Origin of the sequence: Plantibacter sp. M259, from assembly GCF_006065115.1 — a bacterium.
GTDB classification, from domain to species: Bacteria; Actinomycetota; Actinomycetes; order Actinomycetales; family Microbacteriaceae; genus Plantibacter; species Plantibacter auratus.
The window spans coordinates 1,183,221-1,207,282 of sequence record NZ_CP040750.1 but is presented as its reverse complement, the minus strand read 5'-3'; the positions used below and the strand labels follow the sequence as shown (position 1 = coordinate 1,207,282).

Here is a 24,062-nt window from a genome sequence, read left to right as displayed (position 1 = left end):
CTTTCCTGTTCGTTCTGTCGCGCCTCCATCGTGGGGCGCTTTTTCTTTGGAGGTTTCATGGCTGGCACGACACCGAAGGGTTTGCCGACTCGGGCGAACACGGACCCGGCTGACTTTGCTGCGGACTTGACGGCGATCGCGAATGCGGTTGGCGATGAGCTGGATGTTGCCGTCCCGACGCCCTCTGATCTTCCTGCGCTCGGTAACTGGCTGGGACGACAGCGAAGCGTTGCCGGTAAGGGCGTGTATGAGGTCACAGCGCTCCCCGGGACCTGGACGCCTGTGGGTGTGCAACTGCTGGGGAACAACGGGCTGATGGCTGGTTCTGGCTCTCCGCGGGCTGCGTTCATGCAGACCGGGTATCAGGTGGTTACGACGTCGGGTTCTGGTGGTTTCACGCTGCCGTTCCCGACACCGTTCCCGAATGGTGTGTTGGCGATGTCGGTGGTGAACGGTGACCCGGACGCGACACCCGGGTATTCGGTTGGTGTGATTGTCGGGTCGGTTTCGGCGTCTCAGTTCGGCATCCGCGTGCGTAACGCGGCTGGTGCTGCGTTCGCTGGTTCGTATCGGCTCATCTGGACAGCTTGGGGGTGGTGAGTATGACGATCAGCGCACTCACCACACAGGCGTACGTCACACCGCAGAAGTCCTCTCGAGGCGGGCGGACCATCGACCGGTTCATCCAGCACCACGCGGTGTCTCGGGACTGGCGTGCCGTGCTCGGGCTGATGATGGGCGCGAAGGAAGTGTCCGCGAACTACATCATCGGCAACGACGGCGAGATCATCTCGGTGGTCCCGGAGGAGTTCCGTGCGTGGACGTCTTCGTCTGCTGAGTGGGACGGGCGGGCGATCACCGTCGAGGTGTGCAACGAGACCCTCGCTCCGGCGTACACGATCAGCGCTGCCGCTCAGGAGTCCCTGTCCGCGCTCATGGCTGACGTGTCCAAGCGGTACGGCTTCCCACTGGTCCGTGACGGCGCCGACTCCACAGTCCTCGGGCACCGGGAGCTGTACCAGTTCTACGGCGCCTCCTACGCAACCGCCTGTCCAGGCGGGCTACCCATCGACGCGACCGTGGTTCGCGCGAACACCATCAAAGCGGGCAAACCCGCACCCCGGAAAGAGGAAGACGACATGCCCAAGACGCAGCTCATCCGCAACGCCACACCGACAGACAAGACCTTCGGCCGTGTCGCCGCCGTGAACCCCGCGACGGGCTTCTACTTCGGTCTGCCGAACTGGGAGTACCTGCCGCTGCTAACGAAGTACGGCATCATCGACCAGCCTGTTGGTGCGGACGGTCAGCTCCGGAACCTGGCACCCACTGACGCGCGTGATGTGCCGGCGAACGAGTTCAACTTCGTGACGAACCTCGCAGCCACGGTCCGAGCAGCGAACGAGTCTGCTGGTGCGGTTGATGCGGCCCTTGCTGACGACTTCGCGAAGCTGGCCCCGACGTCTGCCGCGAACGCGATCAAGTAGCCCGCTTCCATCCCGGGAGGGGGATCCCATGTTCAAACGTCTATTCGCCGCGTCCATCTGGGCGTCGGGCAACATCCGGCCTGAGGATTGGCGGTTCCGTGGGATCTTCCGGGTCGTCCTGCCAGTCGGCAACCTCATCTTCCTGTACTTCGGGGTGGTCGGGTTCGTGCGCGGTGTCGGGTCGGTGACGGATGCGACGAACACCACGTACGCGGCATTCTGGTCCGGTGCAATCGCGCTGGCCTCGCTCGCATGTCTGGTGGGGGTCGCGTTCCCGAAGCTCGGGAAGCTCGAGCTGGGAGCGAAGCTCGTCCTCATCGGCTTGGTCGGGTCGTACGTTGCCGTGCTGACGGCTCGGAGCTTCGAGGTGCCCGGATCGCAAGCTACCGCGGGACTCATGTCCGCGCTCGTCGTGCTACCCATCTGGCGTGTCCTCGACCTCGGCATTCAGCTGCGTAAGAGCAAGGCGGTGCGCAAGTGACCGGCGCGGAGATGATCTCCGCCGCCGGCCTCATCGTCACAGCCCTCCTCGGGTTGGGCGTGTACATCAACAATAAGCGCTCGAACCGCACTGCTGAGACCCGCAATCAGGTGGATGCCGGGTCTCAACTGTTCGACAACAACATCGAGCTCGCTGAGTACGTGGACAAGCGCATCGCGATCGCGTTGCAGCCAGTGCAGGCGGAGCTTGACGCGTTCAAGGAATGGAAGAAGTCCACGAACGCGATCATCCGCCGGTTCTTCCGACAGCTCATCACATGGGATCGAAACGGCCGTCAGGGTCAGATGCCGATGCCGTCCGCTGAGGACATGACGCAGCTCGAGATCGAGGATCTGCACTCTGACTGAGCGGACTTCGGAGTGTTCCTACCACCCCGAAGCCCTACCCCTGCAGGAGGGTGAGCGCGAGCTTACCCACTTAAACGACCCACCGATATAGGAGACATCCCCATGAGCCACGCAATCGACAACCCTGTGAAGATCAAAATCCGCCGCGCATGGTCGGACCTGGCCCCGAAGCTGCTCGCGTTCCTGACGGGTGGTACGGCCGCATCAGCGATCGTGTACGCACTCGACAACCACTTCGGCGTGTCCCTCGAACCTGGCCTTGCCGCGCTCGTCGTGACGGTCGCTGCAACGGTCCTCGGCTACTTCGTGAAGGACAACGTCACCGTCAGCCCCGGCCAGGTGCTCGCTGCGTCTGAGATCCGCGTGCAGCACCTTCCCGAGACGTCCGTCTAACCCCCCACCCACTCGTATCCCTTGAAGGGGGCAGCATGGTCAACTATCTCGTATCCGTCGACTCCGTAACGAAGGAGCTGCCCGAGTCCGTCCTCTACGCGCTTCCCTTCTCCCCGAAGACGATCAATGATGCTCGGGTGGACGCCGATCCGGGATCGCCCACGTATGGGAATGTCTGGCTCATTCAGGACGACGGGTCAGAGATCCCTCTGGGAAACCTGATTGGTCCGGCTGGCCCGAATACTGTGCCCACTCAGACCGCCATCGAAACGGTCCTGACCGCACAGAAAGGCGCCACGTCAGGCATTGTTCCAATGGCGACTGGTTCAGACTGGTCGGACGCTGCCCGGAAGCTGCACGCGCAGCAGTCGAGCCGTGGAGCCTCCGAGATCAACGTTCTCGTTTTCAATGCTGACCCGACCGGGGCGACGGACTCAACGACCGCCATCAACACTGCGATCACCACGGCGAAGACGTTCAACGTCGGATCCGTGTTCATCCCCGCCGGCCGGTACCTCATCAACGGGACGATCGCGATTACGCACGAAGTGCTGCTCCGGGGCCAGTACATGGCCTACGCGCCGTCAAGCAGCGCACGCACGGCCGGTACGGTCCTCGTTGCGGGGACGCCCAGCACGGCAGGCGCTCCGGTGATCGAGGCCAAGAACCCGACCATTGGTGGCTACCTCGCTGGTGTGGGCATTCAGGACATCATGCTGCTCGGCTCCGCAAGCTGGACGAGCGGCACGGGGGCCAAGGATCGTGTGGCTATCCACATGTACAAGGTCATCAGTGAGTTCCGTATCTCTGGCGTCATGATCACCGGGTTCCAGCGCCAGGGTATCCACTTCGAAGAGTGCTACGACGGTACCGTGTTGAACACGCGCCTGCTGTTCTGCGGTACGGATGGCACCTACGCGGCCCTGCACTACGCAGGCACCGCGGAAGGCAACACGAACTCGGTCCACGGGTTCGGGGTGCACGTCGAGAACTGCCCGTACCTCCTTCTCGTCGAGGGTGACGCGCGGCACAACTCGTTCGTCGCATCGAAGTTCGAGCTGTTCACTGCCGCCCCGCTCGCGTCCCCGATCTACGTGGGGAACTCACGAGAGACGACATTCGTCGGCTGCTACTTCGTGTCCCGTAGCGCCGATGACCCGGTGTACTCGGATTCGACCGTGCAGCCCCACTTCATCCGGGTCGCCTACGCGGAGGCTGTCGTCACGCTCGTCGACTGCAACTTCAACAGCGCACCGTACACCGGCACCCCAACCGTCGACTCCGGAAGCGGAACAGCAGAGGCGTTCGAGGGTGGTGCACGCTGGGTGCGTGTCACCGCCGGCCGATTCCAGTCGAAGGGTGGCACGTGCCGGACGGCATGGGCTGGCGCAGGTCTGGCGCCGTTCATCCTGCAGAAGGGCTCCTCGTACACAGAGGCGACCATCTACACCAGCGCGAAGGGTGGCACGCGTACCCTGTTCGAGCTGAATGGTCAGGCTCGGGTCACTGGTTGCGAGATCATGCCGCAGAACGCCGCAGCGGCACCGACTGCCGGTGCGCTGTTCAACTGCACAGGAGCACGCAACATCATCGGGCCGAACCTGCTCGGCGGTGCCGTGTTCACCTACATGGCTACCGCAGCACAGCAGACGGTCATCCCTGGCGGTGTGGACACGATCGCGTACACGAGCGGCAACACGCTCGACCTCGGATTCGTGTCACCGTACGCGACCGAGTACTTCAACATCCAGATGGCTGCGGCGACGAACGTCAGCCAGTTCGCTGGTGGGTGGTTGAACCGTGAGGTGACGATCCGTTTCGGCAACGCGAACACCACGCTGGTGAACTCGGGCAACATCATCCTGAAGGGGGCGACCAACGCGAACCCGCCAGCAAACGCGTACATGAAGTTCATCGCCCTCACTGCCACCGTATGGGCAGAGGTTAGCCGCAGCTTCTAGGCGCGATTGGAACGAAGCAGAACGCCCCCGGGCTCACTCGAGAGAGTGGGTTCGGGGGTCTTTCGTGCGTTCTGTGAGTGCGACGCACCGACGAAGAACCAGAACAGGAACGAGCTGAATCCCCACGTCAGCGTGTCGAACGATAGGGACATGAACGCTAGGCACCCGACCGCAGCGACGACGATGGGACTCCGAGAGCGGATGGCGTAGACGATGGCTGCGATCAGCGCGACGAGTCCGATCAGCCCGTAGGATCCGCTCGTGGTGAGGAACTGGTTGTCCGCGATGCCGATGTTGAATCGACTTCCCTCGCCGATCAGCCACTCCGGTGCGGGACGCCGCAGCGTATCCACGAGTCGGGGCAGGGCGTCGATCCGGTTCGTGAGGGAGAACAGCGACACCTCGCGGGCGGTGTTGATGGCCTCGTTCACGTAGACCAGCGTGAGCGGGGTGACAATGATGACCATCAGGATCCGCAGGCCGCGCTTCGCTGGACTGGCAGGGTGGATGAAGAACAGGAGCACTGCTACGGCGAATGCTGCGACCGAGCTCCGGGAGCCGGAGAGCACGACGGCCCACAGCAGTAGCGCTACCAGCACCAGGCGGATCACTGGCCGGCGGATGATGTCCTTGCTGAGCGCGAGTACGGCACCGATGGTGCAGATGAGTCCGAGGAGGATCGGGTGTCCCATGGTCCCACTGGCGCGGCCGATGCCGTCGACGATGAGGTTGGGCCGGTAGATGTACACCCCGTTGGTCAGCGCGGCCTGTTGCGCCCACGTCTGCATGAGGTGGACGTCGGCGATCGCGAAGACGGCCTGCACGACGGCGAGCAGGATAATCCAGCGGGCGATGGTGCGGAACTCGCGTACGGTGATGATGGAGCCGAGGAGGACGAGCACGACTGCCATGACGGCGGGCAGGAGCATCCCGAACACTGAGGCGATGCCCGGGCCATTCACGAGCCCGGAAATCGTTACCACGACGGCGAAGCTGATCGCGATCCACAGCCCGACCTGCGCGTCGCGGCGGGATGCCAGGCGCGGGAGGGAGAGCACGAAGCCCGCAACGGGTAGAAGCACGGTCAGTCCGTCTGTCACGGAACGGTCGACAGGCGGGAACAGTGAACTGCGCGAGACGACCGTGAGCGTGATGGCCGCGATGATCGACAGCACGAGCGCACGTGCTGGTTTCTCGGGCGTGGTCACGAGCAGAGTCTAGCCACACCCCAACAGGTGACGTTCAGATGCGACGCCGCTGTACTCCGTCGCCGTCGATCCCGTTCGGTGGCCCATCCCGCCCATCACGCTTCGTCGGCAGGTCGTAGCGCACGAAATCATCCGCCTCCACCAGCGACCCTTTCGTCCCCATGAGGACACGCGCGCCAGGGTCAACGTTCCAACGCGACACGAAGAACACCTCCTCACCGGCACCGTCACGGCGTCTCTCGATGATCGCCTTCGGATTCACCGGGTCGTTGCGCATCACCAACCACGTGTCCTGGTCGTAACGGATCGGCTTCGGACGAGTCACTACTTCGTGACGAGGATGCCGCCGAGCGCATCAGACACGTCAGCGACATCAGGTGAGTTGATGATCCAGTTCGGCCCCGACAACAGACTGTACCCATCCGGGTTCAGCATCTTCAGGTTCGCGACCGCCGTCTCCCGGTCGGACTCGCTCGCATACGTCGACAGGACCGTGTTGCCGTCACAGTCACCCGACTGCGCCGCCACCGTCACCCGGTTCGTCTGCGACCACTCGTCACAAGCACCGCCGGCCGCAACATAGGCGTCCCGCAGATCCACCACAGACGAGTACGTCGCAGGGCCAGCAGGTTCGGACGGTGTCGGTGAGGGCTGAGCGGCGCTCGAGCAACCGGTGAGGGCGAGCAGTAGGACAGCAGTGGGGGCAAGGAAGCGGATCATCCCCGAAGCATAGCCATCAGCCCCGACACGCAACACGGGGAAGCCCCTCACGGTCTACGGATCGTGAGGGGCTTTTCGTCATGCCGCGACGCGTGTTGCCGTTGACGCTCTCCGCAGATCGTCGTCCTCCATGTGTACGTACACCGCCGTCGTCACAGGAGACGCGTGACCGAGCATCGTCTGCGCTAACCGTATATCCCTGCCACCCTTCCGATACGCGACCGTCCCTGCACGGTGTCGGAGGCTGTGTGGGTTGGACTCGAGCACCTTCGTGATGTGCCGCCAGATCGACGTCGGATGCATGGGCTTCTTCCCGGACTGGCCGGGGAAGTAGTTCCCGAACCGCATCGTCGTGTTCTCGATCATCGTCAGGACGGTGGCGAGCTCGTCGGACATGTGCACGGTGCGTTGCTTGTTGCCCTTCCCGACGATGGTCAGGAAGTCCTCATGCCGGTTGGACAGGTGCAGGGAGGCGATCTCAGACACCCGGAGGCCACACTCGGCGCCCAGTAGAATCATCGCCTTCTCGGCGTCCGTGGACCGATCCAGGGCCCTCCTGATGGCATCCTCCGACGCCATGCGCTGTGTGCCCTGATGCACCTTCGCCGCCCAGAACTCCTCCGACTCGTCCGACTGCACATACCCACGCTTGAACGCCCACGCGTAGAACACGCGGATCGACGACACGATGGACTGCTTCGTTGCTGGTGACCACTTCGGGTTCGAGTCGAGGTAGTCGTACATGTCATCTGTCGTTGCCTGGACAAGCTCACGTGGACCGAGGAACGCGTCGAACTTCTTCAGATAGAACAGACGCGTGCGGATTGTGGCTTCGCTGCGACGGCGCCGGCGCATGGACTTGGTGTACTGGTCGAGCATCATTGCTTCCCCCTGGGATCCAGATTCTGTCTGGTCTCCGGACGGTAGTCGAGGCACGAGGGTTAAGCGAGGGCCTTGTCCTCCTTTTGGGGGATAGTAGTAATAACCCGTAGAGCTGACGGCCCATCGACGAGGGGGCCTCTTCTCACGACGCCAAACCAATGCGGTCGACCGACGCGATGCGCTCACTCACCGTGGGCTCCGAGACGTCCGCGCACTCCTTCGCGCTCTGCCACTCATCAATGTTGGTAACGGATGCAATAGTCCAGAACGTTATTTTTGCTGAGAGTTGCCCGAGTGGCACGGCCAAGCGCAGGTAATCGACTCAAACACTTGTTTGTTATGTTACAGTCTCAAATATCACCCGTTCCGCAACGACTGAGATGAGATCCCGATGTCCTCACCGCTCAGGCCGAGAGGCCGCCGAGCCGTCCCCCTGCAGACCAGCGCCGTCCTCGCGTTGGTCGCCCTCATGACCGGCGCGCTGGCAAGCCCCGCGGCTGCCGCAGCTGCGTCACCGGAGCCACCGGCCGAGTCCTCCGTCCCCTCAGCGGGAGACGTTCCCGAGGGCTCGACCGACGAGTCCCCCTCGAACGAGTCGTCGGACGATGCCGACGAGCCGGCGCAGACACCGAGTCCGACCACGGCGGAGACCCCACCTGCCACGGACCCCGTGGCCACGCCGGCCGCGACACCCGCGGACATCGACCTCGCGCTGCGGATCGCACTCGCCGGCGTCACGACCGGCACGGCTCCGTTCGACGCCGACGACGCCCCCGGCCACGACAGCAGTGCCACGAACGACATCGTCCGCACCCACGACACGATCACGTACCGCGTCGAGGTCCAGCTCGACGGCGCTGCCTCGGATGATCGGGTCGTCGTCCGCCAGGTGCTCCCGGAGGGCCTGCTCTGGCCGTCCGTCGCCGGGCTCCCCGCCTACTGTGGCGCCGGCTCCACCGTGAGCGACGACCGCCTCGTCCTCGACTGCGTGCTCAGCGGGGTCCTGCCGAACTCCGTCACCACGTACGACCTCGTCGCATCTGCGGCGAGTGTCGCGAACGGTTCCGTCCTGGCGGCGGTGCCGGGTGCGATCAGCGCGACCGCGACCGATGCCGCTTCCGGCTCGCCCGCCACGGACGCCACCGACATCCCGTCCGTCACGGCCAGCAGCGGGCCCCGTGTGAACCTGGGCGTCCGCCCCGCCGTCGTCAGCAACACCTCGTCTCAGGGAGGTGTCCCCGGCTTCCTCGTCCACTACGACGCCTATCTCGACCTCGCCGGCTACAACGCCGCGGGTGGCCTCGGCGCACGCGGGCAGTCCAACGTGGTCGACGACGTCACGTTCGTCGTCGATCTCGACGAGGTGAGCCCCAACTCGCGGCTCTCCGACAAGACGGTCTGCGCCGCGGGCGCCCATGAGGGACGTGTCTTCCCGAAGGTCGGTGGCGGAGGCGACAACGCGGTCTCCGACTCCGGCACGTGGACGTGTCGCATCGATCTGAGCGATCCGCGTCGGATCATCGTGACGGTGTCCGGTGCCGACCTGAGTGCAGACCACATCCCGACCAAGACCGCCAACGGTGCGGCGATCCCGCTCCGCGGCTACCTCGCACTCGGCAGGTTCGGCATCTTCACCCCGCGGGACGACGTGCCGGCCGACGGTTCACTCAACACGCGCATCCACGTCCGCGACTTCGTCGCGACGGGCACCGACGCGTCCGGCGGTCCCGTTCCGAACGCGCAGGAGCCACTCGACGACAACACCGCCACGGCGAACCTCATCCGTCGGCCGGACGGAACCCACGCCACCCGGTACGTCGGCGAGACGCTGACGGAGCTCGTCCCGGTGCCCGGGCAGTTCCTCCCCGGAACCGGCGACGGGGTCGTCGTCCCGGGGCAGCAGTACCGAGCCCTCACCATGTACAACAACCGCGGTGGGACCGAGTTCACGGGACAGCTGTTCTGTCAGGCGTTCGACACGAAGACCCAGCACGTGGCCGTCGGCCTCGACGGCGTACCCGCCCGTGCACACGGGTCCACTGACATCGTCATCGAATACGGCACACGACCGACGGTCGACGAGACCGCCGACGACGCGACCCGCTGGAAGCAGATGAACGACACCACCTGCGACGACGGCGACGACGTCTGGACGACCGACCTCTCCTCCATCGCCGTCGAGGACATCACGAAGATCCGGTACCGCAGCACGAACGGGGTCATCGCGATCGGTGCCTCACTCATGGCCTCCCTCACCCTCGAGATGAACGAGGGTGTCCCGGCGGGGACCCTGCTGGCCGAGAGCTATTCCCTGTACAGCCCGGAGCAGTTCCCGGACGACCGAGACACGAGCAAGTGGTACGCGAAGGACGGCTGGTACCACAGCAAGTACGACCCCAGCCAGGTGTCGAACGCCGACTTCCCGCGCGGAGACCGGCTCACCGCGGCGAACGCGGTGATCAGCATCGGCAAGCGGGCGATCGTGCCGGCCGTGGATCCGGGATCGCCCGCCCAACTGCTCGCCGGCGAGCGCGTGCGTTTCGAGGTGACGCCGCAGATCACGAGTGTGCCCGGCCAGGGTGACGCCGCACGTGACGTCGTCGTCGTCGACCGTCTGCCCGCCGGTCTCGTGTACGACCCGACGGACGTGTCCCACGTCCCCGAGTCGGTCGAGACGGCCGAGGACGGCTCCACCCTCATCACCTGGAGACTCGGGCAGGTCGCCCGAGGTTCCGAGCCCGTCATCCGGTACTGGGCGACCTCGGACGCGACCGTCCAGGGTGACCTCGTGAACCAGGTCGTCGTCTCCAGTCCCGACGACCCGGGGTCGCTCGACGAGGTCCCGACGGACCCGGCGGTGCAGGACGCCCACTACGGTCGCCAGACGGTGTCGCTGCGCGCGCCCGGAGGCCTTCGCGTCCAGAAGAGCGTCGAGCAGCGGGTCGTCGAGTCCGGCGACCACATCGACTACCGGCTCGCCTACGCGAACATGAACGCCACCGGGGCGCAGGAGGACGTGGCGCTCGTGGACGTGCTCCCGTTCGTCGGCGACAGCCGCGGTTCGACCGCCGACGGTGTCCTGGCCGGCGAGGTCGATGCACCTGACGGCGACCGCGTGCGCTACACCTCGGCCGATCCGGCGGCGGTGCAGGCCACGTCCGGTGTGGGCGCCGAAACGGGCTACGGAGACCTCCCCGCAGGCTTCACCTGGTGCTCGTTCGACGAGTTCGGTGCGGAGTCGTGCCCGACCTCCCTCGCCGACGTCACCGCGTTCCGCGTGGAGACCGCCGAACTCGACGCCCTCGAACGTCACGAGATCGTCGTGGAACTCACGACCGATGGCGCGGTGTCCGGTGCCGAGTACCGGAACGACGCGACGGTCCGCTCGGCGTCGCAGACGCTCGGGGCACGCTCCCCACTCGTGGCGACGACGGTCGTGTCGTCGTCGATCGGCGAGCGCCTCTGGTGGGACCGCGACGGCGACGGAATCGACGACGACGGCGCCGACGGGCAGCCCGGTGACGGGGTGGCCGGTGTGCCGCTGCGACTGACCGGGGTCGACAAGCACGGTGCCGAGGTCTCCGAGCAGACCGAGACCGATGCCGACGGTCGGTATCGCTTCAGCGGCCTCGTGTCCGGTACCTACTCCATCAGGGTCGACCTCCCCGAGGGCGCCGGTATCACCGGGTTCCGGATCGGCGACGACGGTCTCGTCAACTCCGCCCTGGACCCGCAGTCGTCCACCATGGAGGACATCGTCGTGGCCGACCCGTCGCCGACCGGCGCTGACCGGGTCGACCTCACCTGGAACGGCGGCATCGTGGAGGTGGAGCTGCCGGTGACGCCACCGGTGACCGACCCCGAGGGGCCGAAGGAGCCGTCGGAACCGACGCCGACCGAGACGCCGCAGGCGACACCGGAACGCGCATCCGGGACGCAGGGGCCGCTCGCCACGACGGGTGTGCTGTGGCTCGACCAGGCGGTGATCGCCGCGATGCTCCTGCTCGTGATCGGCGGTACGGCACTCCTCGTGCGCTCGCGTCGCGCCCGCGGTGGTGCCGAGGAGTCGCGCGGCTGAGTCGAGGGGCCACCAGATCGAGCGCGCACGATCCCCGAACCGGGACCGTGCGCGCTCGTGTCAGTCCTGGGAGCCGCTCGGGACGACGTCGATCACGCGAACGGTGATGGACGGAGCCCCTTCGCCGGTGGTCGACCGGAGTCGCTCCGCGATGGCTCGGTGGACCGCCTGCGCGACGGCAGGGGATGCCGCCTCCGCGGCGACGGAGATGTTGGTCTGCACGGTCAGGACGCCTCGGACACGCTTGACGCTCACCCGTGCCGGCTGGTCGGGCGCGCCGAGCAGGGCACCGACGCCCTCCTTCGCGACCCGGAGCAATGTGGGCTCGACGGCGGTCAACCCGTCGACGCCCGGTACCGCCAGGACCAAGCCGTCGAGCGAGCTCGCGAGCGATCCCAGGTCGTCGTCCGTCTCCGCCAGGTCACGCATCGTCCCCCACCTCTCCGATCTCGTCCGCCTCGAAGTGCAGATCGTCGACGACGACGTCGAGTCCCGCCACGACGAGGTCCGTGTGTTGCCGGAGGCTGGCGGCGACCTCCTCGCGGAACAGCGAGACCGTCTCGGCGACTGACTTCCCCCAACCGATGCTCACGGTGACGTGGAGCATGATCGGCTCGCCGAAAAAGGTGACGTCGCCCTCGAGCACGCATCGACCCACGAGTACGCCGGGGGTGCGGTCGCCGGCTCCGCGGACCAGCCCGCGGACCGTGCCCTCCGTGATGACGAGCGCCGCGTCGTCGTCGGACGCGCCGAACGGGATGTCGCGTCCAGCCTTCGCCTCGCGGCCGATGTTCTCCATGATTCCGCGGATCCAGTCCTGGTCGAGCGTGGCGACCGCGGCCTCGTCCGCCTCCATCAGGGGCGTGGCGAGCGAGCGGACGCGTCGCAGGGAACGCAGGATCCTCTGGCACTCGGGCGAGTCGTCGATCGACGGGTCGGCCGGCAGCATGTCGCGTTCGAGGTAGTCCGTGAGGGCGTCGACACCGTGCGCGCAGCCGCTCGGTTCGGGCTGTTCGGAGCCCGGAGTATCCGTGTTCATCGCCACCCCTCCATCTCCTTGACCAGTGTCACCCGGGCCCGCGCGAGACTCCCTCGGACGCTGGCGACGCTCTGCCCCAACTGTTCGGCGATCTCCTCGTACGAGTATCCGCCGATCTCGCGGAGCACCCAAGCCTGGTGCTGTCCGTGCGGCAGTCTGTCGAGCGCTGCTGACAGTGCTCCCAGCTGCGACGACGCTTCGGCCCTCCGCTCGGGCCCGTCGCGCTCGGGAGCTTCAACCATGACGTCATCGGTCGATTCGGTGTCCTTGCGCTGCCGCATGAGGTCGATCGCCCGGCGGCTGACGATGCGCATCAGCCAGCTCTTCACCATCGCGCCGTCCTCGAGCGTGTCGATCCGTTTCCAGGCCGAGATGAGCGCCTCCTGGACGACGTCGTCGCCGTCCGCCGAGGAGCGCGTGAGTCGCACGGCGTACGCCTTCATCATCCGGCCGTAGCGCGTGATGAGGACCTGGAACGCGCGGGTGTCGCCGTCGACGCACCGTTCGACGAGCGTCCGGTCGGTCGCCTGCTCGAGGAGGCCGCCCGGCGTGCGTCTTGGATCAGGTCCCACGGTTGCGTCACCTCTCCGATCAAGCCCGCGACATCTTCCGACGGTTTTCCCCAGAACGGATCGTGACATCTGCGGGCCGCGCTCCGTCTCACTACTGTAGGCACAGAGCGGAGATCCATGTGAACTGCCTCCACAACCCCGATCGCATCACCACCGAGGAGATCGCACGATGAAAACACCCAAACTCCGGTTGCCGGGGTTCTCCTCCACCCCGGAGGAGCGTGAAGCCAGGCGCGTCAAGCACCAGGAGGCCAAGCAGGAGCGCGCGGCGAAGGCCGCTGCGTCCTCACCGCCGTCGGCCGCTGTGGTCGCGGCGCTCCAGCCCTCGGCTCCGAGCGTGCGCATCAACGCGTTCCGCATCGGCCTCGTCGGCGGCATCGGCGTGCTCGTCGCGCTCGTGATCGGCAGCATCGTCACGCAGCTCAGCACCACCTTGATCTACGTCGGCGTCGCGCTCTTCATCGCGCTCGGCCTGGACCCGCTCGTCTCCTGGCTCGAGCAGAAGCTGCCGCGTGGCCTCGCCATCGCCGTCGTCTTCCTCGCCGTGATCGGTGCGTTCGTCGGCATCATCTTCGCCATCGTGCCGCTGCTCGTGACGCAGATCTCGAACTTCGTGAGCGACTACCCCGGATCTCGCAGCAGTTCCTCAACAGCGACTTCGTCGCGTGGGTGCAGAACACGATCGGGAACACCCTCGACATCGACTCGGCGCTCAATGACGCGTTCTCCTTCCTCAAGGACCCCAACAACCTGCTGAACATCGGTGGCGGCATCGTCGCGGTCGGCGCGGGCGTCGCGTCGGGCATCACCGGCTCGATCATCGTCCTCATCCTGACGCTCTACTTCCTGGCGTCGCTGCGCTCGATGAAGGCCGTCACGTACCGCTTCCTCCCCGCCTACCGACGCGAAGGCTTCGCGCAGGTGCTCGAGGAGATCACGCAGGCCGTCGGACGCTACGTCGTCGGACAGGTCGGGCTCGCACTGGTCAACGGCGTGCTGAGCTTCATCTTCCTCAGCATCATCGGAGCGCCCTTCCCGCCGCTGCTCGCCCTGCTGGCGTTCATCGGCTCGATGATCCCGCTCGTCGGCACGCTGAGCGCCTCAATCGTGAACAGTGCGCTCTGCCTCTTCGTGTCGCCGGTCACGGCACTCATCGCGATCATCTACTACCTGATCTACATGCAGCTCGAGGCGTACGTCCTGAGCCCGCGCATCATGAACAAGGCGGTCGCGGTCCCCGGCGCGCTCGTCGTCATCGCGGCCTTCGGTGGTGGCGCACTCGGCGGCATCCTCGGCGCCCTCGTCGCGATCCCGGTCGCCGCGTCGATCATCATCATCGTGCAGAAGGTCGTCTTCCCGAGCCAGGACTCCAAGGTGGTACCGGAGAACAAACTCGGTGATGCCGAAACGGCGGCCGTCGGCACGAGCGCGGCGGCGAAGTGATGGCGGCGACCTCGTTCCCGGTCCTCGCGGCCGGCGCCCTGCTGCTGTCGGGCACCACCGGCATCGTCGCGCAGTCGGCTCGCGCGGCCGTCGATCTCGACATCCCGACGATCAGCGTCACGCCCTATCAGGCGATCGGCATCCCGATCGCCCTCGTCGGTGCCTTCTTCCTGGCGGTCGGGACGCAGCTCCAGTCCCGGGGCGTCGGAAAGGTCGAGGCGGCCTCGTCGGCGTTCGGGCTGAAGCAGCTCCCGCAGCTGCTCGGTCGCCCGTCCTGGCTCATCGGCACCCTGCTGCTCGGCCTGGCCATCGTCTTCCAGCTCGTGGCGCTCGCCTTCGCGCCGCTCATCGTCGTGCAGCCGCTCGGAGCGATCGCCCTCGTGATCACGGCGCTGTTGAACGCCAGGGTCACCCGGGTCAAGATCACCAAGGAGCAGACCCGCGCGATGGTGCTCTGCGTCGCCGGCATCGGCCTGTTCGTGATCGTCGCCGCACTCTACGCGGTCGAGGAGCCGATCCGTCAGCCGCAGCTCATCATCATCCTGATCATGCTGACCGTGGTGACCCTCGCCCTCGCGGGCGCCTATGCCCTGTGGCGCCGGAAGCTGCACACGGTGTTCTACGTGGTCGCGGCAGGCGTTTTGTACGGCTTCGTCGTGACCCTCGCGAAGGTCGTCATCAACCGGGTCATCACGCAGAACTTCGAGGGTCTCACCGTCGTCGGGATCATCGCACTGCTCGTCGCCGCCGGGGTGGGAGGGTTCTTCGTCCAGAAGGCCCACCAGAGCGGACAGCCCGACCTGGTGGTCGCGGGTCTCACCGTCGTCGATCCGCTGGTCGCCGTCGGTATCGGCATCGTCGTGCTCGGTGAGGCTGCCAGTGCGCCCTGGTTCGCGCTCGTGCTCTTCGTCGTCGCCGGCGCGATCGCCGTCTTCGGCGTGTGGAAGCTCGCGATGCGCCCGGTCCCGGCACCGGGCGAGAAGCCGAAGAAGCCCCGCGTCATCTGACGCTGGTCGTCCGACGGGCCCGGCGAGTGGAACACCCACTTACCGGGCCCATCGTCTCGTCGGTGGGCCGCCGAAGCGGCTTAGAACAGGTCGGGCGACGGGGTGCTGGCGTAGCGGATCGAGACGTCCGCGTGGCGGTCGAAGCGGTAGCCGACGCCACGCACGGTGCGGACGATGTCCTCGTAACGGCCCAGCTTGGCGCGGAGGCGACGCACGTGGACGTCGATGGTCCGCTCGTTCGGGACCTCTTCGTCGTCGCCGGCGCGCCACAGCGAGGAGATGAGCTCGGCGCGCTCGATCGTGCGTCCCTCGCGAAGGACGAGGTACTGGAGGAGCTCGAACTCCTTGTACGTGAGCGGCGCAGCCTCGTTGTCGAGGACGAGGCGCTTCCGGGAGATGTCGACGACGACACCGGCGTGGGCGCGGTCCTGCTCCTCCTCGTCGACCTCGTCGCGGTGGGCCGCGAGTGCCGACGGGTCCTGCAGGGCGAGCCGGACGACGTCGAGGTCGCGTCCGCCGGCACCGCGAGGGGCGAGGGCGACGGCAGCGTGCGTCTCGGCCTCCGGAGCGAACTGGGCCGTCAGGGCCTTGATGGCCTCGACGATCTCACCGAGGCTCGTGCCGGCGGCCGCCGCCTTCGCCTCGTCGAGGCCGACGTAGAGGACGAAGCCTCGGGCTTCGGGGCCGGCCGGAACGGCGCGGACGTGCGGGGTCGCGGCCCGAGGTGCGTCCTCGACGGCGGCGAGCTGGCGGGTGGGGCGGGTGGTCTGAACGGCTGCAAGAGACATGAGTGCGAGGTCCTCGGGAGTGATGATGCTACGACGGATCGTGCGCGGTGCGCTCGGGGTGATCCCGCCTGCCGGTGGGCAGTTGCGGTCCCGCGATCCGGGAAGTGGCGCGTCGGCCGGGTACGGACGTGGTACGTCCGGGAGTCGGCTCACCTGGTGGGGGAGCGGCGGACTCGGAGGTGCTGGGAGCAGTGGAGCGGATCCGTGTGGATCGCTACCGGTGCTGGAGGAGTCGGATCAGCGACACATTCGACAGCACATGACAGCGCGGCCGGGCATCATCATGCCGGCGTTCCCAGGGGCCTCGAAGGAGGTCGGGGTGGGCGCGTTGGTCGTCATAGTCCGCAATACAACAGGAATCCCCCGGATCCTGTCAAGTGTGAGCGGAAGATGACGTTCTGTTACTCGGGGATTGCCAGCTGGCGGCACAACTGAGATGAGGCGGATCGTCGTCCATCGCGGGGATGGACGACGATCCGCCTCATGTCGGCGGGAGCAGGGGTCAGACGACGCCGTAGAGGCGGTCGCCGGCGTCGCCGAGCCCGGGGACGATGTAGCCGTTCTCGTCGAGCTTCTCGTCGAGGGCGCCCAGGACGATGGTGACGTCCTTGCCGGCCGTCTCGGCCTCGAGACGCTCGAGGCCTTCGGGCGCGGCGAGTAGGCAGATGGCGGTGACGTGCATCGCGCCGCGCTTGAAGAGGAAGTCGATGGCCGCCGCGAGCGAGCCACCGGTCGCGAGCATCGGGTCGAGCACGAAGCACTGGCGGTCGGACAGGTCGTCGGGGAGGCGTTCCGCGTACGTGGTGGGTTCGAGGGTCTCCTCGTTGCGCACCATGCCGAGGAAGCCGACCTCGGCCGTGGGGAGCAGCTTCACCATGCCCTCGAGCATGCCGAGGCCTGCCCGGAGGATCGGGACCACGAGCGGACGCGGCTCGCTGATCTTGACGCCGACCGTCTCGGTGACGGGCGTCTGGATCGTGATCTCCTCGACCGTGACGCCGCGCGTCGCCTCGTAGGCGAGCAGCGTGACGAGCTCCTCGGTGAGGGCACGGAACACCGGTGACGGTGTCGTCTTGTCGCGGAGCACCGTGAGCTTGTGGGTGATGAGGGGTGGTCGGCTACGTGCACTCGCATACGATCAATCTAGTCGCTCGCGCAGCGACCAGGATTTCGGGGAGATGACGGATGCACGCACCGGCCGAGTTCGCCGCGTGGATGGACCTCGCCATCGCCGAGGCCGAGGCGGCCCTGGCCAGCGACGATGTCCCGGTGGGCGCGGTGCTCGTCGCCCCGGACGGCACGGTCGTCTCCGTCGGGCGCAACGAGCGCGAGCTGCACACCGATCCGACCGCCCACGCCGAGGTGGTCGCCATCCGCGCCGCCGCGGCCGCGCTGGCCGACTGGCACCTCACGGAGCTGACGCTCGTCGTCACCCTCGAACCCTGCGTCATGTGCGCCGGCGCGATCCTCGCCGCCCGGATCCCGCGGGTCGTCTTCGGGGCCTGGGACGAGAAGGCCGGCGCGGTCGGTTCCGTCTACGACGTCCTGCGCGACCGGCGACTGCAGCACCGTGTCGAGGTCTATGCGGGTGTGGAGGCCGAGCGCTGCTCGACGCTCCTCACCGACTTCTTCCGGGGCGCGGGCGGCGTCGGAGCCCCCTGAGGGCGCGCAGGGCCCCGGATGCCCCCCGCGCTTCGACAGGATCGGTGACCGGACGCGGCTGCTCCCAGCACTTCCGGAGCCCGTTGTCGGCGGGTGATGGCAGGATCGCAGGATGCAACCCGGCGTGATCCTCGACATCATCCTCGTCGTCGTCCTGATCGGCTTCCTGATCCGCGGGTGGCGTGCGGGGCTCCTCGGGAGCCTCGGCGGGCTCGTCGGGCTGGCGGCCGGTGGGTCGGCGCCTTCTTCGCGATCCCGCTCGTCGCCTCGTGGGTGCCGGACGCGGCGTGGCGTGGCTGGGCGGCGGTCGCGGCGGCGGTGGTCGTCCTCGCCGTCGGCTACACGATCGGTGCGTTCATCGGCGGGGCCATCGGCTCCGTCGTCCGCAAGACCCCGTTGCGCGGTCTGGAACGGCTGCTCGGCGCCGCGCTCAACCTCGTCGTCACCGCGCTCGTCCTCGTGACCGCGGCCCTCGGTGTCGGATCCCTCGGTATCCCGCTGCTCGCCCAGGCGGTCGGGTCGTCCGCGGTGATCGGCACGATCGACCGCGTCACGCCAGTGCAGGTGAAGAGCACGCTCGCGCAGCTCCGCTCCACGGTGGTCGACGGTGGGGCCCAACGCGTCATCGAGGCCTTCGGTGGAACCGCGGACGTGCCCGCCGCCCCGCAGCTCGACACCTCGACGCCGGCGCTGCAGACGGCCTCCGCGTCCGTGGTGCGCATCAGCGGCACCGCCGAGTCCTGCTCGCGGAGCCTCACCGGAAGCGGCTTCGTCTTCGCCGACGACCTGGTCATGACGAACGCGCACGTCCTCGCCGGCGTGACGAACCCGGTCGTCGAGGTGCCGGGGGCCATGCCTCGGGAAGGACGGATCGTCTACTTCGATCCGGTCGACGACCTCGCCGTCATCCGCGTCGACGACCTCGGTGCCCGATCCCTGCCGCTCGCACCGAACCCGGCGCCCGGTTCGAACGCCGTCGTCGCCGGGTATCCGTTCGGTGGCCCGTACACGGCCGGTGGCGCGCAGGTCATCGTCGTGGGGCCGAGCCTCGTCGCCGACATCAGCGGGAACAACCCGACGAGCCGTCAGGTCGTGACGCTGTCCGGGACGGTGCAGCCGGGCAACTCCGGTGGCCCGCTCCTCACCGAGTCCGGTGAGGTGGCCGGCGTGATCTTCGCCCGCGACGCGAACTCCGCGCCGGTCGGGTACGCGCTCGCGATGGACGAGGTCCTGCCCGTCGTCGCGCTCGCCGGGTCGCTGCAGTCCGCGGTCCCGTCGGGCGCCTGCCTCGCCGACTGACCCGGCCGGGCACGTGCCGCCGAGCATGCAGGTGCTTAGACTCGCAGGGTGAGTGAAACGATCAGCCTGCCCAGCATCGCCATCCTCGGAGCCGGTTCGATGGGAGGGGCCGTCCTCCGCGGTCTCGTCCAGCCGGGTGTCGAGGTCGACGGTGGCATCACGGTGACGAACCGGACCATCGGCAAGGCGGAGGCTCTGGCCGAGCTGCCCGGCGTCACCTCGATCGCCCTCGAGCAGGACGCCGACGGCAACCGTCGGGCGGCAGCCGCGGCGAAGATCGTCCTGATCGGCGTGAAGCCCTACCTGGTCGCCGACCTCCTCGCCGAGATCGCCGACGCCCTGCAGCCGGGCACGATCGTCGTGAGCCTCGCCGCCGGCATCCGCGGTGCGGCCTTCGAGGCCGCCCTGCCGGAGTCGGTCTCAGTGTTGCGTTCCATGCCGAACACCCCGTCCTACGTGGGGCTCGGCGTCACCGGGCTCGCGCCAGGTACCCGGTCGAGCGAGGACGACCTCGCCGTCGTCACCGCGCTCTTCGAGACCGTCGGCCAGGTGGTCGTCATCCCCGAATCGAAGATCGATGCCCTCAGCGCCATCTCCGGTTCCGGTCCGGCGTACGTCTACTACCTCATCGAGGAACTGACCCGCACGGCGATCGGCCTCGGATTCACCGCCGAGCAGGCGTCTGTGATGGTCAACGGCACCTTCCGCGGCGCGACGGAGCTCCTCGCGACGACGGGGGAGAGTGCCGAGCAGCTGCGGATCAATGTCACGAGCCCCAAGGGGACGACGGAGCAGGCGCTCGCCGTGCTCGCCGAGGCGGGCTTCAGCGAGACGTTCGACCGCGCCGCGGCAGCCGCCATCGCACGCGCCGAGGAGCTGTCGGCGTCCTGACCCGACGGCGACCCGATCAGTCGAAGGACCGCGCGAAGCAGTCGAGGCCGGGTCTGTCGTCCCAGGAATCGACCGCCACGAAGCCGGACCGCCGGTAGAGCGCGATCGCGGCGGAGCGCCAGTGCCACACGGAGAGACGGATGGCGTCGTCGCCCCGCAGCCGCGAGACGGTCGTCGCGGCCTCGAGCAGTGTTCCGGCCACGCCCCTGCGACGAGCGTCGGGGGCGACCCAGAGTCGCTTGAGCTCCGGCGACGGGCCGTCCGTCAGGACGACGCAGCCGAGCACCCGGTCGTCCTCGACGGCCAGGAGGATCTCGTCGGAGGCGAAGGCGGTGCTCGGGTCGGCGATCTCGACCCGGTAGCGGTCGGTGAGGGTGATCGTCGGGGCGGGATCCTCCGGACGCGGTTCTCGGCCGAGGAGCTTCTCGTGCTCGGTCCGGCGGTGGTACTCCTCGAGGAGCTCGGCGAATCGCTCGCGACGATGAGCCGGAGCATCCGCCCACCGTTCCACGACGATCATGCGTGGCTCGTCTCGTCGAGCCCGAGGACGAGCAGCAGTCGGTCCAGCGCGGCGAGCTGGGCCGCGGCGTCGTAGTGGTCGTCGTCGGCCGTGCTCAGGGTGCTGACGCCCTCGATGAATCCGACGACGACGGTGGCCGTCGCGGCGACCTCGGCCTCGGTGAGCTCGGGGCGGATCTCGGCCACGAGCCGGCGGGTGCGCGCGACGAACACACCATGACCAGTACGGTGCCGTTCGGCCAGCACCTCGTCGTCGAGCGCCGCCGCGAGGTAGCCGAGCCAGACCCGGGCCTCCTGGCGCGTCTCATCCGTGAGGGACAGGGCCTGTCGGAGGACGGCGCGCAGAGCGTCACGCGGGCTCTCGGCTGCGGCTTCGAGCGCCTCGGTCCGCGCCGCCGTCCGCTCGTGGAGCAGGTCGCGAGCGTGCAGCAGGAGCGCGCGCTTGTCGGGGAAGCGATGCAGGACCAGGCCCGTCGTGCACCCGGCCCGCTCCGCGACCGCGCGGAGGGTCAGCCCGTGCGGGCCGTGCTCGCCCAGGACCTCCCAGACCGCGTGCGAGATCCGCGCCTGGGCAGTCGGGTCCTTGGTTCTTGCCATGTCGTGATCACCTCGGAACCGATGTTACCGTAATGCTTGTTACGGAATGACGGGAGAACACGCATGACGATCAGGATCAGCCGGGTGGCCTGGGATGACGAGGCGGGAAGCGCGCTGCGGGCCGCCCAACGCCGCGAACTCGACGCGCGCTACGGGAGCGACGATCACGAACCCGGCACGCCGCCGACCGCAGCCGACATCACGCTCTTCCTGCTCGCCAGCGACGTCGACGACACCCCGCTCGGCTGCGGCGGCCTGCGGATGCTCGGCGAGGACCGGGCGGAGATCAAGCGCATGTTCGTCGTGCAGGAGGCCCGGGGGACCGGCGTCGCCACCGCGCTCCTGCGGGCACTGGAGGGCGAAGCGCGGTCGCTCGGTCTCGCCGAGCTCCTCCTCGAGACCGGCACGGAGCAACCGGACGCGATGCGCTTCTACGAGCGCGAGGGATACCACCCGATCGAGGCGTTCGGGCCGTACGTCGACGAGCCGCAGTCGCGCTGCTACGCGCGTAGCCTCAGCTGACCAGGCGTCAGCCCTCGAGCGACGCGAAGCGTTCGATGTCGGCCGACGTGCCGGAGACGATGATGAGGTCGTGGTTCGACACGACGGTGTCGGCGGTCGCGTAGGTGAAGGGCTTCCCCGGTGACTTCACCCCGACGACGGTGATCCGGTACTTCGTCCGGACGCCCGACTCCGTCAGGTTCAGCCCGCGGATGGGCTTCGGCGGGTACATCTTGACGAGCGCGAAGTCGTCGTCGAACTGGATGAAGTCGAGCATGCGGCCCGAAACGAGGTGGGCGACGCGTTCGCCGGCCTCGCGCTCGGGGTAGATGACGTGGCTCGCCCCCACTCGGGCGAGGATCTTGCCGTGCGACTGCGAGACGGCCTTGGCCCAGATCTGCGGGATCTTGAGGTCGACGAGGTTGGCGGTGATGAGCACGCTCGCCTCGATCGAGGATCCGACCGCGACGACCGCGACCGAGAAGTCCTGCGCGCCGATCTGCCGGAGTGCCTCGATGTTCTTCGCGTCGGCCTGCACGGTGTGGGTGACCCGGTCGGACCACTTCTGCACGAGGTCGGAGTTGTCGTCGATCGCGAGCACCTCGCGGTCGAGCCGGTCGAGTTCGCCGGCGCAGGCCGCACCGAACCGACCGAGTCCGATGACGAGGACCGGGGCGTCGTGCTTGATGCGGTCAACCAACGATGGGCCTCTCTTCGGGACGTTTGAACAGCTGGCCGCTCTGACTCGCGGCCACGGCTGCAGCGAGTGTCACTGTACCAACGCGGCCCAGGAACATGGTGACGGCGAGGACGTACACCCCGGCGTCGGGCAGGTCCGCGACGAGGCCGGTGCTCAGCCCGACGGTCGCGAAGGCGGAGATGACGTCGAACAGCACGTGGTCGAGCGGAGCCTTCGTCATCTGCAGGATGACGATCGTCGACAGTGCGACGATCGTCGCACCCCAGAGGACGACGCTCACCGCGACGCGGAGCACGTCCTGCGGGATCCGGCGGCGGAAGACCTCCACGCCCTCACGGCCGCGGGCCTCGGCGAACGCCGCCAGGAACAGGACGGCGAGCGTCGTGACCTTGATGCCGCCGGCGGTCGAGGCGGAACCACCGCCGATGAACATGAGCATGTCGGCGACGAGCAGGGTCGAGCCGTTGAGGTCGCCGATGTCCACGGTGGAGAAGCCGCCCGACCGCGTCATGGCCGAGAGGAAGAACCCCTGGAAGATCGTGTCCCAGAGGTTCCACTTGTTCCAGGTCTCGGGGTTGTTGAACTCGAGCAGGATGAAGGCGAGCGCGCCGGCGAAGAACAGGATGATCGTCGTGACGAGCGTGAGCTTGACGTGCAGCGACCAGCGGCTCGGCCGCCGGAAGTTCCGGCTCAGCGCGTAGATGACGGGGAAGCCGATGCTGCCGAGGAAGACCCCGAGCATGAGGATGCTGAGGAACCAGTAGTCGTTCTCGAAGGCCGCGAGCCCCTCGGCGTTCGGCGTGAAGCCGGTGTTGGTGAAGGCCATGGCCGCGTAGTAGACGCTGTTCCAGGCGGCGTCCCAGGGGTTGATGCCGTCGAGCAGCATACGCGGGAAGAGCAGGACGGCCAGAGCCGCCTCGATCACGAGGGCGCTGACGGCGACGGTGACGAGCAGGTTGCCGATCTCCCCGAGGCGGACCGCCTGACCCTCGGCGACGGGGCCGTGGTGCGACCGCAGGGGGTTCGTGTCGCTCGCCGCCATGAGCTTCTGGCGGAGCCCGAGTCGTCGTGCGATCACGAACCCGAGGATCGAGGCCAGGGTCAGGACGCCGAGCGCGCCGATCTGGACGCCGATGAAGACGAGCACGTGACCGAAGAGCGACCAGTGCGTGGCCATGTCGACGGTCGAGAGCCCGGTGACGCAGATGACGGAGACGGCGGTGAAGAGGGCGTCGGCGATCGGGGTCACCTGGCGGTCGGCGCTCGCGATGGGGAGCGAGAACAGCATCGTGAAGACGAAGATCAGGAAACTGAACACGAGGATGGCGAACCGCGAGGTCGACTTCGCGGCGAAGTCGCTGACGGCCTCCCTCACCCGCGCGAGGCCGTGGCGCACGATGATCTCGGGACGACGCCCCATGGCATTGCCGCTCATCTGACCCCTCAACACCTCAGGACTGCGCCGG

The 24,062-nt window shown here is 67.5% G+C and carries 26 protein-coding genes and 1 pseudogene; 14 read left to right on the top strand and 13 right to left on the bottom strand.

Annotation, left to right across the window (positions count from 1 at the left end; genetic code table 11):
- Positions 1 to 57: 57 nt before the first annotated feature.
- The 6 genes from FGL15_RS05370 to FGL15_RS05345 all read left to right on the top strand — a co-directional run bounded on the left by FGL15_RS05370 (position 58) and on the right by FGL15_RS05345 (position 4,690).
- The gene (locus FGL15_RS05370; protein WP_138945238.1) at positions 58 to 600 is read left to right on the top strand and encodes a hypothetical protein; all 543 of its coding nucleotides are present in this window, start codon (positions 58 to 60) and stop codon (positions 598 to 600) included.
- A gap of 2 nt (positions 601 to 602) precedes the next feature.
- Positions 603 to 1,487, top strand: coding sequence for a peptidoglycan recognition family protein (locus FGL15_RS05365; RefSeq protein WP_138945237.1), 885 nt, complete (start codon positions 603 to 605; stop codon positions 1,485 to 1,487).
- 28 nt (positions 1,488 to 1,515) lie between these two features.
- Positions 1,516 to 1,968: a hypothetical protein gene (locus FGL15_RS05360; protein WP_138945236.1), complete on the top strand. Its 453-nt coding sequence runs from the start codon at positions 1,516 to 1,518 to the stop codon at positions 1,966 to 1,968.
- A complete protein-coding gene (locus FGL15_RS05355; protein ID WP_138945235.1) occupies positions 1,965 to 2,336 on the top strand; it encodes a hypothetical protein in 372 nt (123 codons plus the stop codon). The genes FGL15_RS05360 and FGL15_RS05355 overlap by 4 nt, the downstream gene beginning before the upstream one ends.
- 102 nt (positions 2,337 to 2,438) lie before the next feature.
- Positions 2,439 to 2,729, top strand: a complete 291-nt coding sequence (locus FGL15_RS05350; RefSeq protein WP_138945234.1) for a hypothetical protein — start codon at positions 2,439 to 2,441, stop codon at positions 2,727 to 2,729.
- 35 nt (positions 2,730 to 2,764) lie between these two features.
- On the top strand, positions 2,765 to 4,690 hold the full coding sequence (locus FGL15_RS05345) for a glycosyl hydrolase family 28-related protein (RefSeq protein WP_138945233.1): 1,926 nt from the start codon (positions 2,765 to 2,767) through the stop codon (positions 4,688 to 4,690).
- Here FGL15_RS05345 and FGL15_RS05340 read toward each other — a convergent pair.
- The 4 genes from FGL15_RS05340 to FGL15_RS05325 all read right to left on the bottom strand — a co-directional run bounded on the left by FGL15_RS05340 (position 4,687) and on the right by FGL15_RS05325 (position 7,500).
- Positions 4,687 to 5,898 carry an O-antigen ligase family protein gene (locus FGL15_RS05340; protein ID WP_138945232.1) on the bottom strand — a complete coding sequence of 404 codons (1,212 nt, stop codon included), beginning with the start codon at positions 5,896 to 5,898 and terminating at the stop codon, positions 4,687 to 4,689. The two genes, FGL15_RS05345 and FGL15_RS05340, sit on opposite strands and share 4 nt — an antisense overlap.
- 34 nt (positions 5,899 to 5,932) lie before the next feature.
- Positions 5,933 to 6,223, bottom strand: a complete 291-nt coding sequence (locus FGL15_RS05335; protein ID WP_138945231.1) for a hypothetical protein — start codon at positions 6,221 to 6,223, stop codon at positions 5,933 to 5,935.
- Positions 6,223 to 6,618 (bottom strand): hypothetical protein, encoded by a 396-nt coding sequence (locus tag FGL15_RS05330; RefSeq protein ID WP_138945230.1) that lies wholly within the window; start codon positions 6,616 to 6,618, stop codon positions 6,223 to 6,225. Before FGL15_RS05330 ends, FGL15_RS05335 begins: the two co-directional genes overlap by 1 nt.
- A gap of 78 nt (positions 6,619 to 6,696) precedes the next feature.
- Positions 6,697 to 7,500 carry a tyrosine-type recombinase/integrase gene (locus FGL15_RS05325; RefSeq protein ID WP_138945229.1) on the bottom strand — a complete coding sequence of 268 codons (804 nt, stop codon included), beginning with the start codon at positions 7,498 to 7,500 and terminating at the stop codon, positions 6,697 to 6,699.
- Positions 7,501 to 7,891: 391 nt separating this feature from the next.
- Between FGL15_RS05325 and FGL15_RS05320 the strand changes: the two genes are divergently transcribed.
- Positions 7,892 to 11,578: an SdrD B-like domain-containing protein gene (locus FGL15_RS05320; RefSeq protein WP_138945228.1), complete on the top strand. Its 3,687-nt coding sequence runs from the start codon at positions 7,892 to 7,894 to the stop codon at positions 11,576 to 11,578.
- Positions 11,579 to 11,638: 60 nt separating this feature from the next.
- Here the strand turns inward: FGL15_RS05320 and FGL15_RS05315 are convergent, their stop codons facing one another.
- Genes FGL15_RS05315 through FGL15_RS05305 form a run of 3 tightly spaced genes read right to left on the bottom strand, consistent with a single transcriptional unit; the run spans position 11,639 to position 13,189 of the window.
- Entirely contained in the window at positions 11,639 to 12,007 is a 369-nt protein-coding gene (locus FGL15_RS05315; protein ID WP_138945227.1) for an Asp23/Gls24 family envelope stress response protein, read from the bottom strand.
- Positions 12,000 to 12,617 carry an Asp23/Gls24 family envelope stress response protein gene (locus FGL15_RS05310; protein WP_138945226.1) on the bottom strand — a complete coding sequence of 206 codons (618 nt, stop codon included), beginning with the start codon at positions 12,615 to 12,617 and terminating at the stop codon, positions 12,000 to 12,002. Before FGL15_RS05310 ends, FGL15_RS05315 begins: the two co-directional genes overlap by 8 nt.
- Positions 12,614 to 13,189, bottom strand: a complete 576-nt coding sequence (locus FGL15_RS05305) for an RNA polymerase sigma factor (RefSeq protein WP_240773805.1) — start codon at positions 13,187 to 13,189, stop codon at positions 12,614 to 12,616. The genes FGL15_RS05310 and FGL15_RS05305 overlap by 4 nt, the downstream gene beginning before the upstream one ends.
- Before the next feature lie 169 nt (positions 13,190 to 13,358).
- Between FGL15_RS05305 and FGL15_RS21200 the strand changes: the two genes are divergently transcribed.
- The 3 genes from FGL15_RS21200 to FGL15_RS05295 are packed head-to-tail and all read left to right on the top strand — an operon-like array spanning position 13,359 to position 15,639.
- Positions 13,359 to 13,946, top strand: a complete 588-nt coding sequence (locus tag FGL15_RS21200; protein ID WP_255467610.1) for an AI-2E family transporter — start codon at positions 13,359 to 13,361, stop codon at positions 13,944 to 13,946.
- Positions 13,859 to 14,632: an AI-2E family transporter gene (locus FGL15_RS21195; protein ID WP_255467609.1), complete on the top strand. Its 774-nt coding sequence runs from the start codon at positions 13,859 to 13,861 to the stop codon at positions 14,630 to 14,632. Before FGL15_RS21200 ends, FGL15_RS21195 begins: the two co-directional genes overlap by 88 nt.
- Positions 14,632 to 15,639 carry a DMT family transporter gene (locus FGL15_RS05295; RefSeq protein WP_138945224.1) on the top strand — a complete coding sequence of 336 codons (1,008 nt, stop codon included), beginning with the start codon at positions 14,632 to 14,634 and terminating at the stop codon, positions 15,637 to 15,639. Before FGL15_RS21195 ends, FGL15_RS05295 begins: the two co-directional genes overlap by 1 nt.
- Before the next feature lie 80 nt (positions 15,640 to 15,719).
- On the opposite strand, the gene FGL15_RS05290 is transcribed toward FGL15_RS05295, so the two are convergent.
- Positions 15,720 to 16,427, bottom strand: a complete 708-nt coding sequence (locus FGL15_RS05290) for a winged helix-turn-helix domain-containing protein (protein WP_079003301.1) — start codon at positions 16,425 to 16,427, stop codon at positions 15,720 to 15,722.
- Between the two features lie 502 nt (positions 16,428 to 16,929).
- Positions 16,930 to 17,561 (bottom strand): annotated as a pseudogene (gene upp, locus FGL15_RS05285) (uracil phosphoribosyltransferase).
- A 51-nt stretch (positions 17,562 to 17,612) separates the two neighbouring features.
- Here upp and tadA point away from each other — a divergent pair.
- The 3 genes from tadA to proC all read left to right on the top strand — a co-directional run bounded on the left by tadA (position 17,613) and on the right by proC (position 20,279).
- The gene (tadA, locus tag FGL15_RS05280; RefSeq protein ID WP_240044092.1) at positions 17,613 to 18,089 is read left to right on the top strand and encodes a tRNA adenosine(34) deaminase TadA; all 477 of its coding nucleotides are present in this window, start codon (positions 17,613 to 17,615) and stop codon (positions 18,087 to 18,089) included.
- A 177-nt stretch (positions 18,090 to 18,266) separates the two neighbouring features.
- Positions 18,267 to 19,388: a MarP family serine protease gene (locus FGL15_RS05275; protein WP_168223320.1), complete on the top strand. Its 1,122-nt coding sequence runs from the start codon at positions 18,267 to 18,269 to the stop codon at positions 19,386 to 19,388.
- 48 nt (positions 19,389 to 19,436) lie between these two features.
- The gene (gene proC / locus FGL15_RS05270) at positions 19,437 to 20,279 is read left to right on the top strand and encodes a pyrroline-5-carboxylate reductase (protein WP_138945222.1); all 843 of its coding nucleotides are present in this window, start codon (positions 19,437 to 19,439) and stop codon (positions 20,277 to 20,279) included.
- A gap of 16 nt (positions 20,280 to 20,295) precedes the next feature.
- Here proC and FGL15_RS05265 read toward each other — a convergent pair whose 3' ends face one another.
- Together FGL15_RS05265 and FGL15_RS05260 are read right to left on the bottom strand one after the other, a co-directional pair.
- Positions 20,296 to 20,799 carry a GNAT family N-acetyltransferase gene (locus FGL15_RS05265; RefSeq protein ID WP_138945221.1) on the bottom strand — a complete coding sequence of 168 codons (504 nt, stop codon included), beginning with the start codon at positions 20,797 to 20,799 and terminating at the stop codon, positions 20,296 to 20,298.
- Entirely contained in the window at positions 20,796 to 21,395 is a 600-nt protein-coding gene (locus tag FGL15_RS05260; protein ID WP_138945220.1) for a TetR/AcrR family transcriptional regulator, read from the bottom strand. The genes FGL15_RS05265 and FGL15_RS05260 overlap by 4 nt, the downstream gene beginning before the upstream one ends.
- 63 nt (positions 21,396 to 21,458) lie before the next feature.
- On the opposite strand from FGL15_RS05260, the gene FGL15_RS05255 reads away from it, so the two are divergent.
- On the top strand, positions 21,459 to 21,917 hold the full coding sequence (locus tag FGL15_RS05255; protein WP_138945219.1) for a GNAT family N-acetyltransferase: 459 nt from the start codon (positions 21,459 to 21,461) through the stop codon (positions 21,915 to 21,917).
- Positions 21,918 to 21,924: 7 nt separating this feature from the next.
- Here FGL15_RS05255 and FGL15_RS05250 read toward each other — a convergent pair whose 3' ends face one another.
- Entirely contained in the window at positions 21,925 to 22,596 is a 672-nt protein-coding gene (locus FGL15_RS05250) for a TrkA family potassium uptake protein (RefSeq protein WP_056013885.1), read from the bottom strand.
- Entirely contained in the window at positions 22,589 to 24,031 is a 1,443-nt protein-coding gene (locus FGL15_RS05245) for a TrkH family potassium uptake protein (protein WP_079003294.1), read from the bottom strand. Before FGL15_RS05245 ends, FGL15_RS05250 begins: the two co-directional genes overlap by 8 nt.
- Between the last annotated feature and the right edge of the window lie 31 nt (positions 24,032 to 24,062).

What these genes read in the sequence shown, in the direction of transcription:
- FGL15_RS05345 (WP_138945233.1), top strand. Translation starts at nt 2,765, where the DNA reads ATGGTCAACTATCTCGTATCCGTCGACTCCGTAACGAAGGAGCTGCCC.
- FGL15_RS05310 (WP_138945226.1), bottom strand. Translation starts at nt 12,617, where the DNA reads ATGAACACGGATACTCCGGGCTCCGAACAGCCCGAACCGAGCGGCTGC.
- tadA (WP_240044092.1), top strand. Translation starts at nt 17,613, where the DNA reads ATGCACGCACCGGCCGAGTTCGCCGCGTGGATGGACCTCGCCATCGCC.
- FGL15_RS05260 (WP_138945220.1), bottom strand. Translation starts at nt 21,395, where the DNA reads ATGGCAAGAACCAAGGACCCGACTGCCCAGGCGCGGATCTCGCACGCG.
- FGL15_RS05245 (WP_079003294.1), bottom strand. Translation starts at nt 24,031, where the DNA reads ATGAGCGGCAATGCCATGGGGCGTCGTCCCGAGATCATCGTGCGCCAC.
- FGL15_RS05360 (WP_138945236.1), top strand. Translation starts at nt 1,516, where the DNA reads ATGTTCAAACGTCTATTCGCCGCGTCCATCTGGGCGTCGGGCAACATC.
- FGL15_RS05365 (WP_138945237.1), top strand. Translation starts at nt 603, where the DNA reads ATGACGATCAGCGCACTCACCACACAGGCGTACGTCACACCGCAGAAG.
- FGL15_RS21200 (WP_255467610.1), top strand. Translation starts at nt 13,359, where the DNA reads ATGAAAACACCCAAACTCCGGTTGCCGGGGTTCTCCTCCACCCCGGAG.
- FGL15_RS05295 (WP_138945224.1), top strand. Translation starts at nt 14,632, where the DNA reads ATGGCGGCGACCTCGTTCCCGGTCCTCGCGGCCGGCGCCCTGCTGCTG.
- FGL15_RS05265 (WP_138945221.1), bottom strand. Translation starts at nt 20,799, where the DNA reads ATGATCGTCGTGGAACGGTGGGCGGATGCTCCGGCTCATCGTCGCGAG.
- FGL15_RS05325 (WP_138945229.1), bottom strand. Translation starts at nt 7,500, where the DNA reads ATGATGCTCGACCAGTACACCAAGTCCATGCGCCGGCGCCGTCGCAGC.
- FGL15_RS05330 (WP_138945230.1), bottom strand. Translation starts at nt 6,618, where the DNA reads ATGATCCGCTTCCTTGCCCCCACTGCTGTCCTACTGCTCGCCCTCACC.
- FGL15_RS05320 (WP_138945228.1), top strand. Translation starts at nt 7,892, where the DNA reads ATGTCCTCACCGCTCAGGCCGAGAGGCCGCCGAGCCGTCCCCCTGCAG.
- FGL15_RS05290 (WP_079003301.1), bottom strand. Translation starts at nt 16,427, where the DNA reads ATGTCTCTTGCAGCCGTTCAGACCACCCGCCCCACCCGCCAGCTCGCC.
- FGL15_RS05370 (WP_138945238.1), top strand. Translation starts at nt 58, where the DNA reads ATGGCTGGCACGACACCGAAGGGTTTGCCGACTCGGGCGAACACGGAC.
- FGL15_RS05255 (WP_138945219.1), top strand. Translation starts at nt 21,459, where the DNA reads ATGACGATCAGGATCAGCCGGGTGGCCTGGGATGACGAGGCGGGAAGC.
- FGL15_RS05350 (WP_138945234.1), top strand. Translation starts at nt 2,439, where the DNA reads ATGAGCCACGCAATCGACAACCCTGTGAAGATCAAAATCCGCCGCGCA.
- FGL15_RS05315 (WP_138945227.1), bottom strand. Translation starts at nt 12,007, where the DNA reads ATGCGTGACCTGGCGGAGACGGACGACGACCTGGGATCGCTCGCGAGC.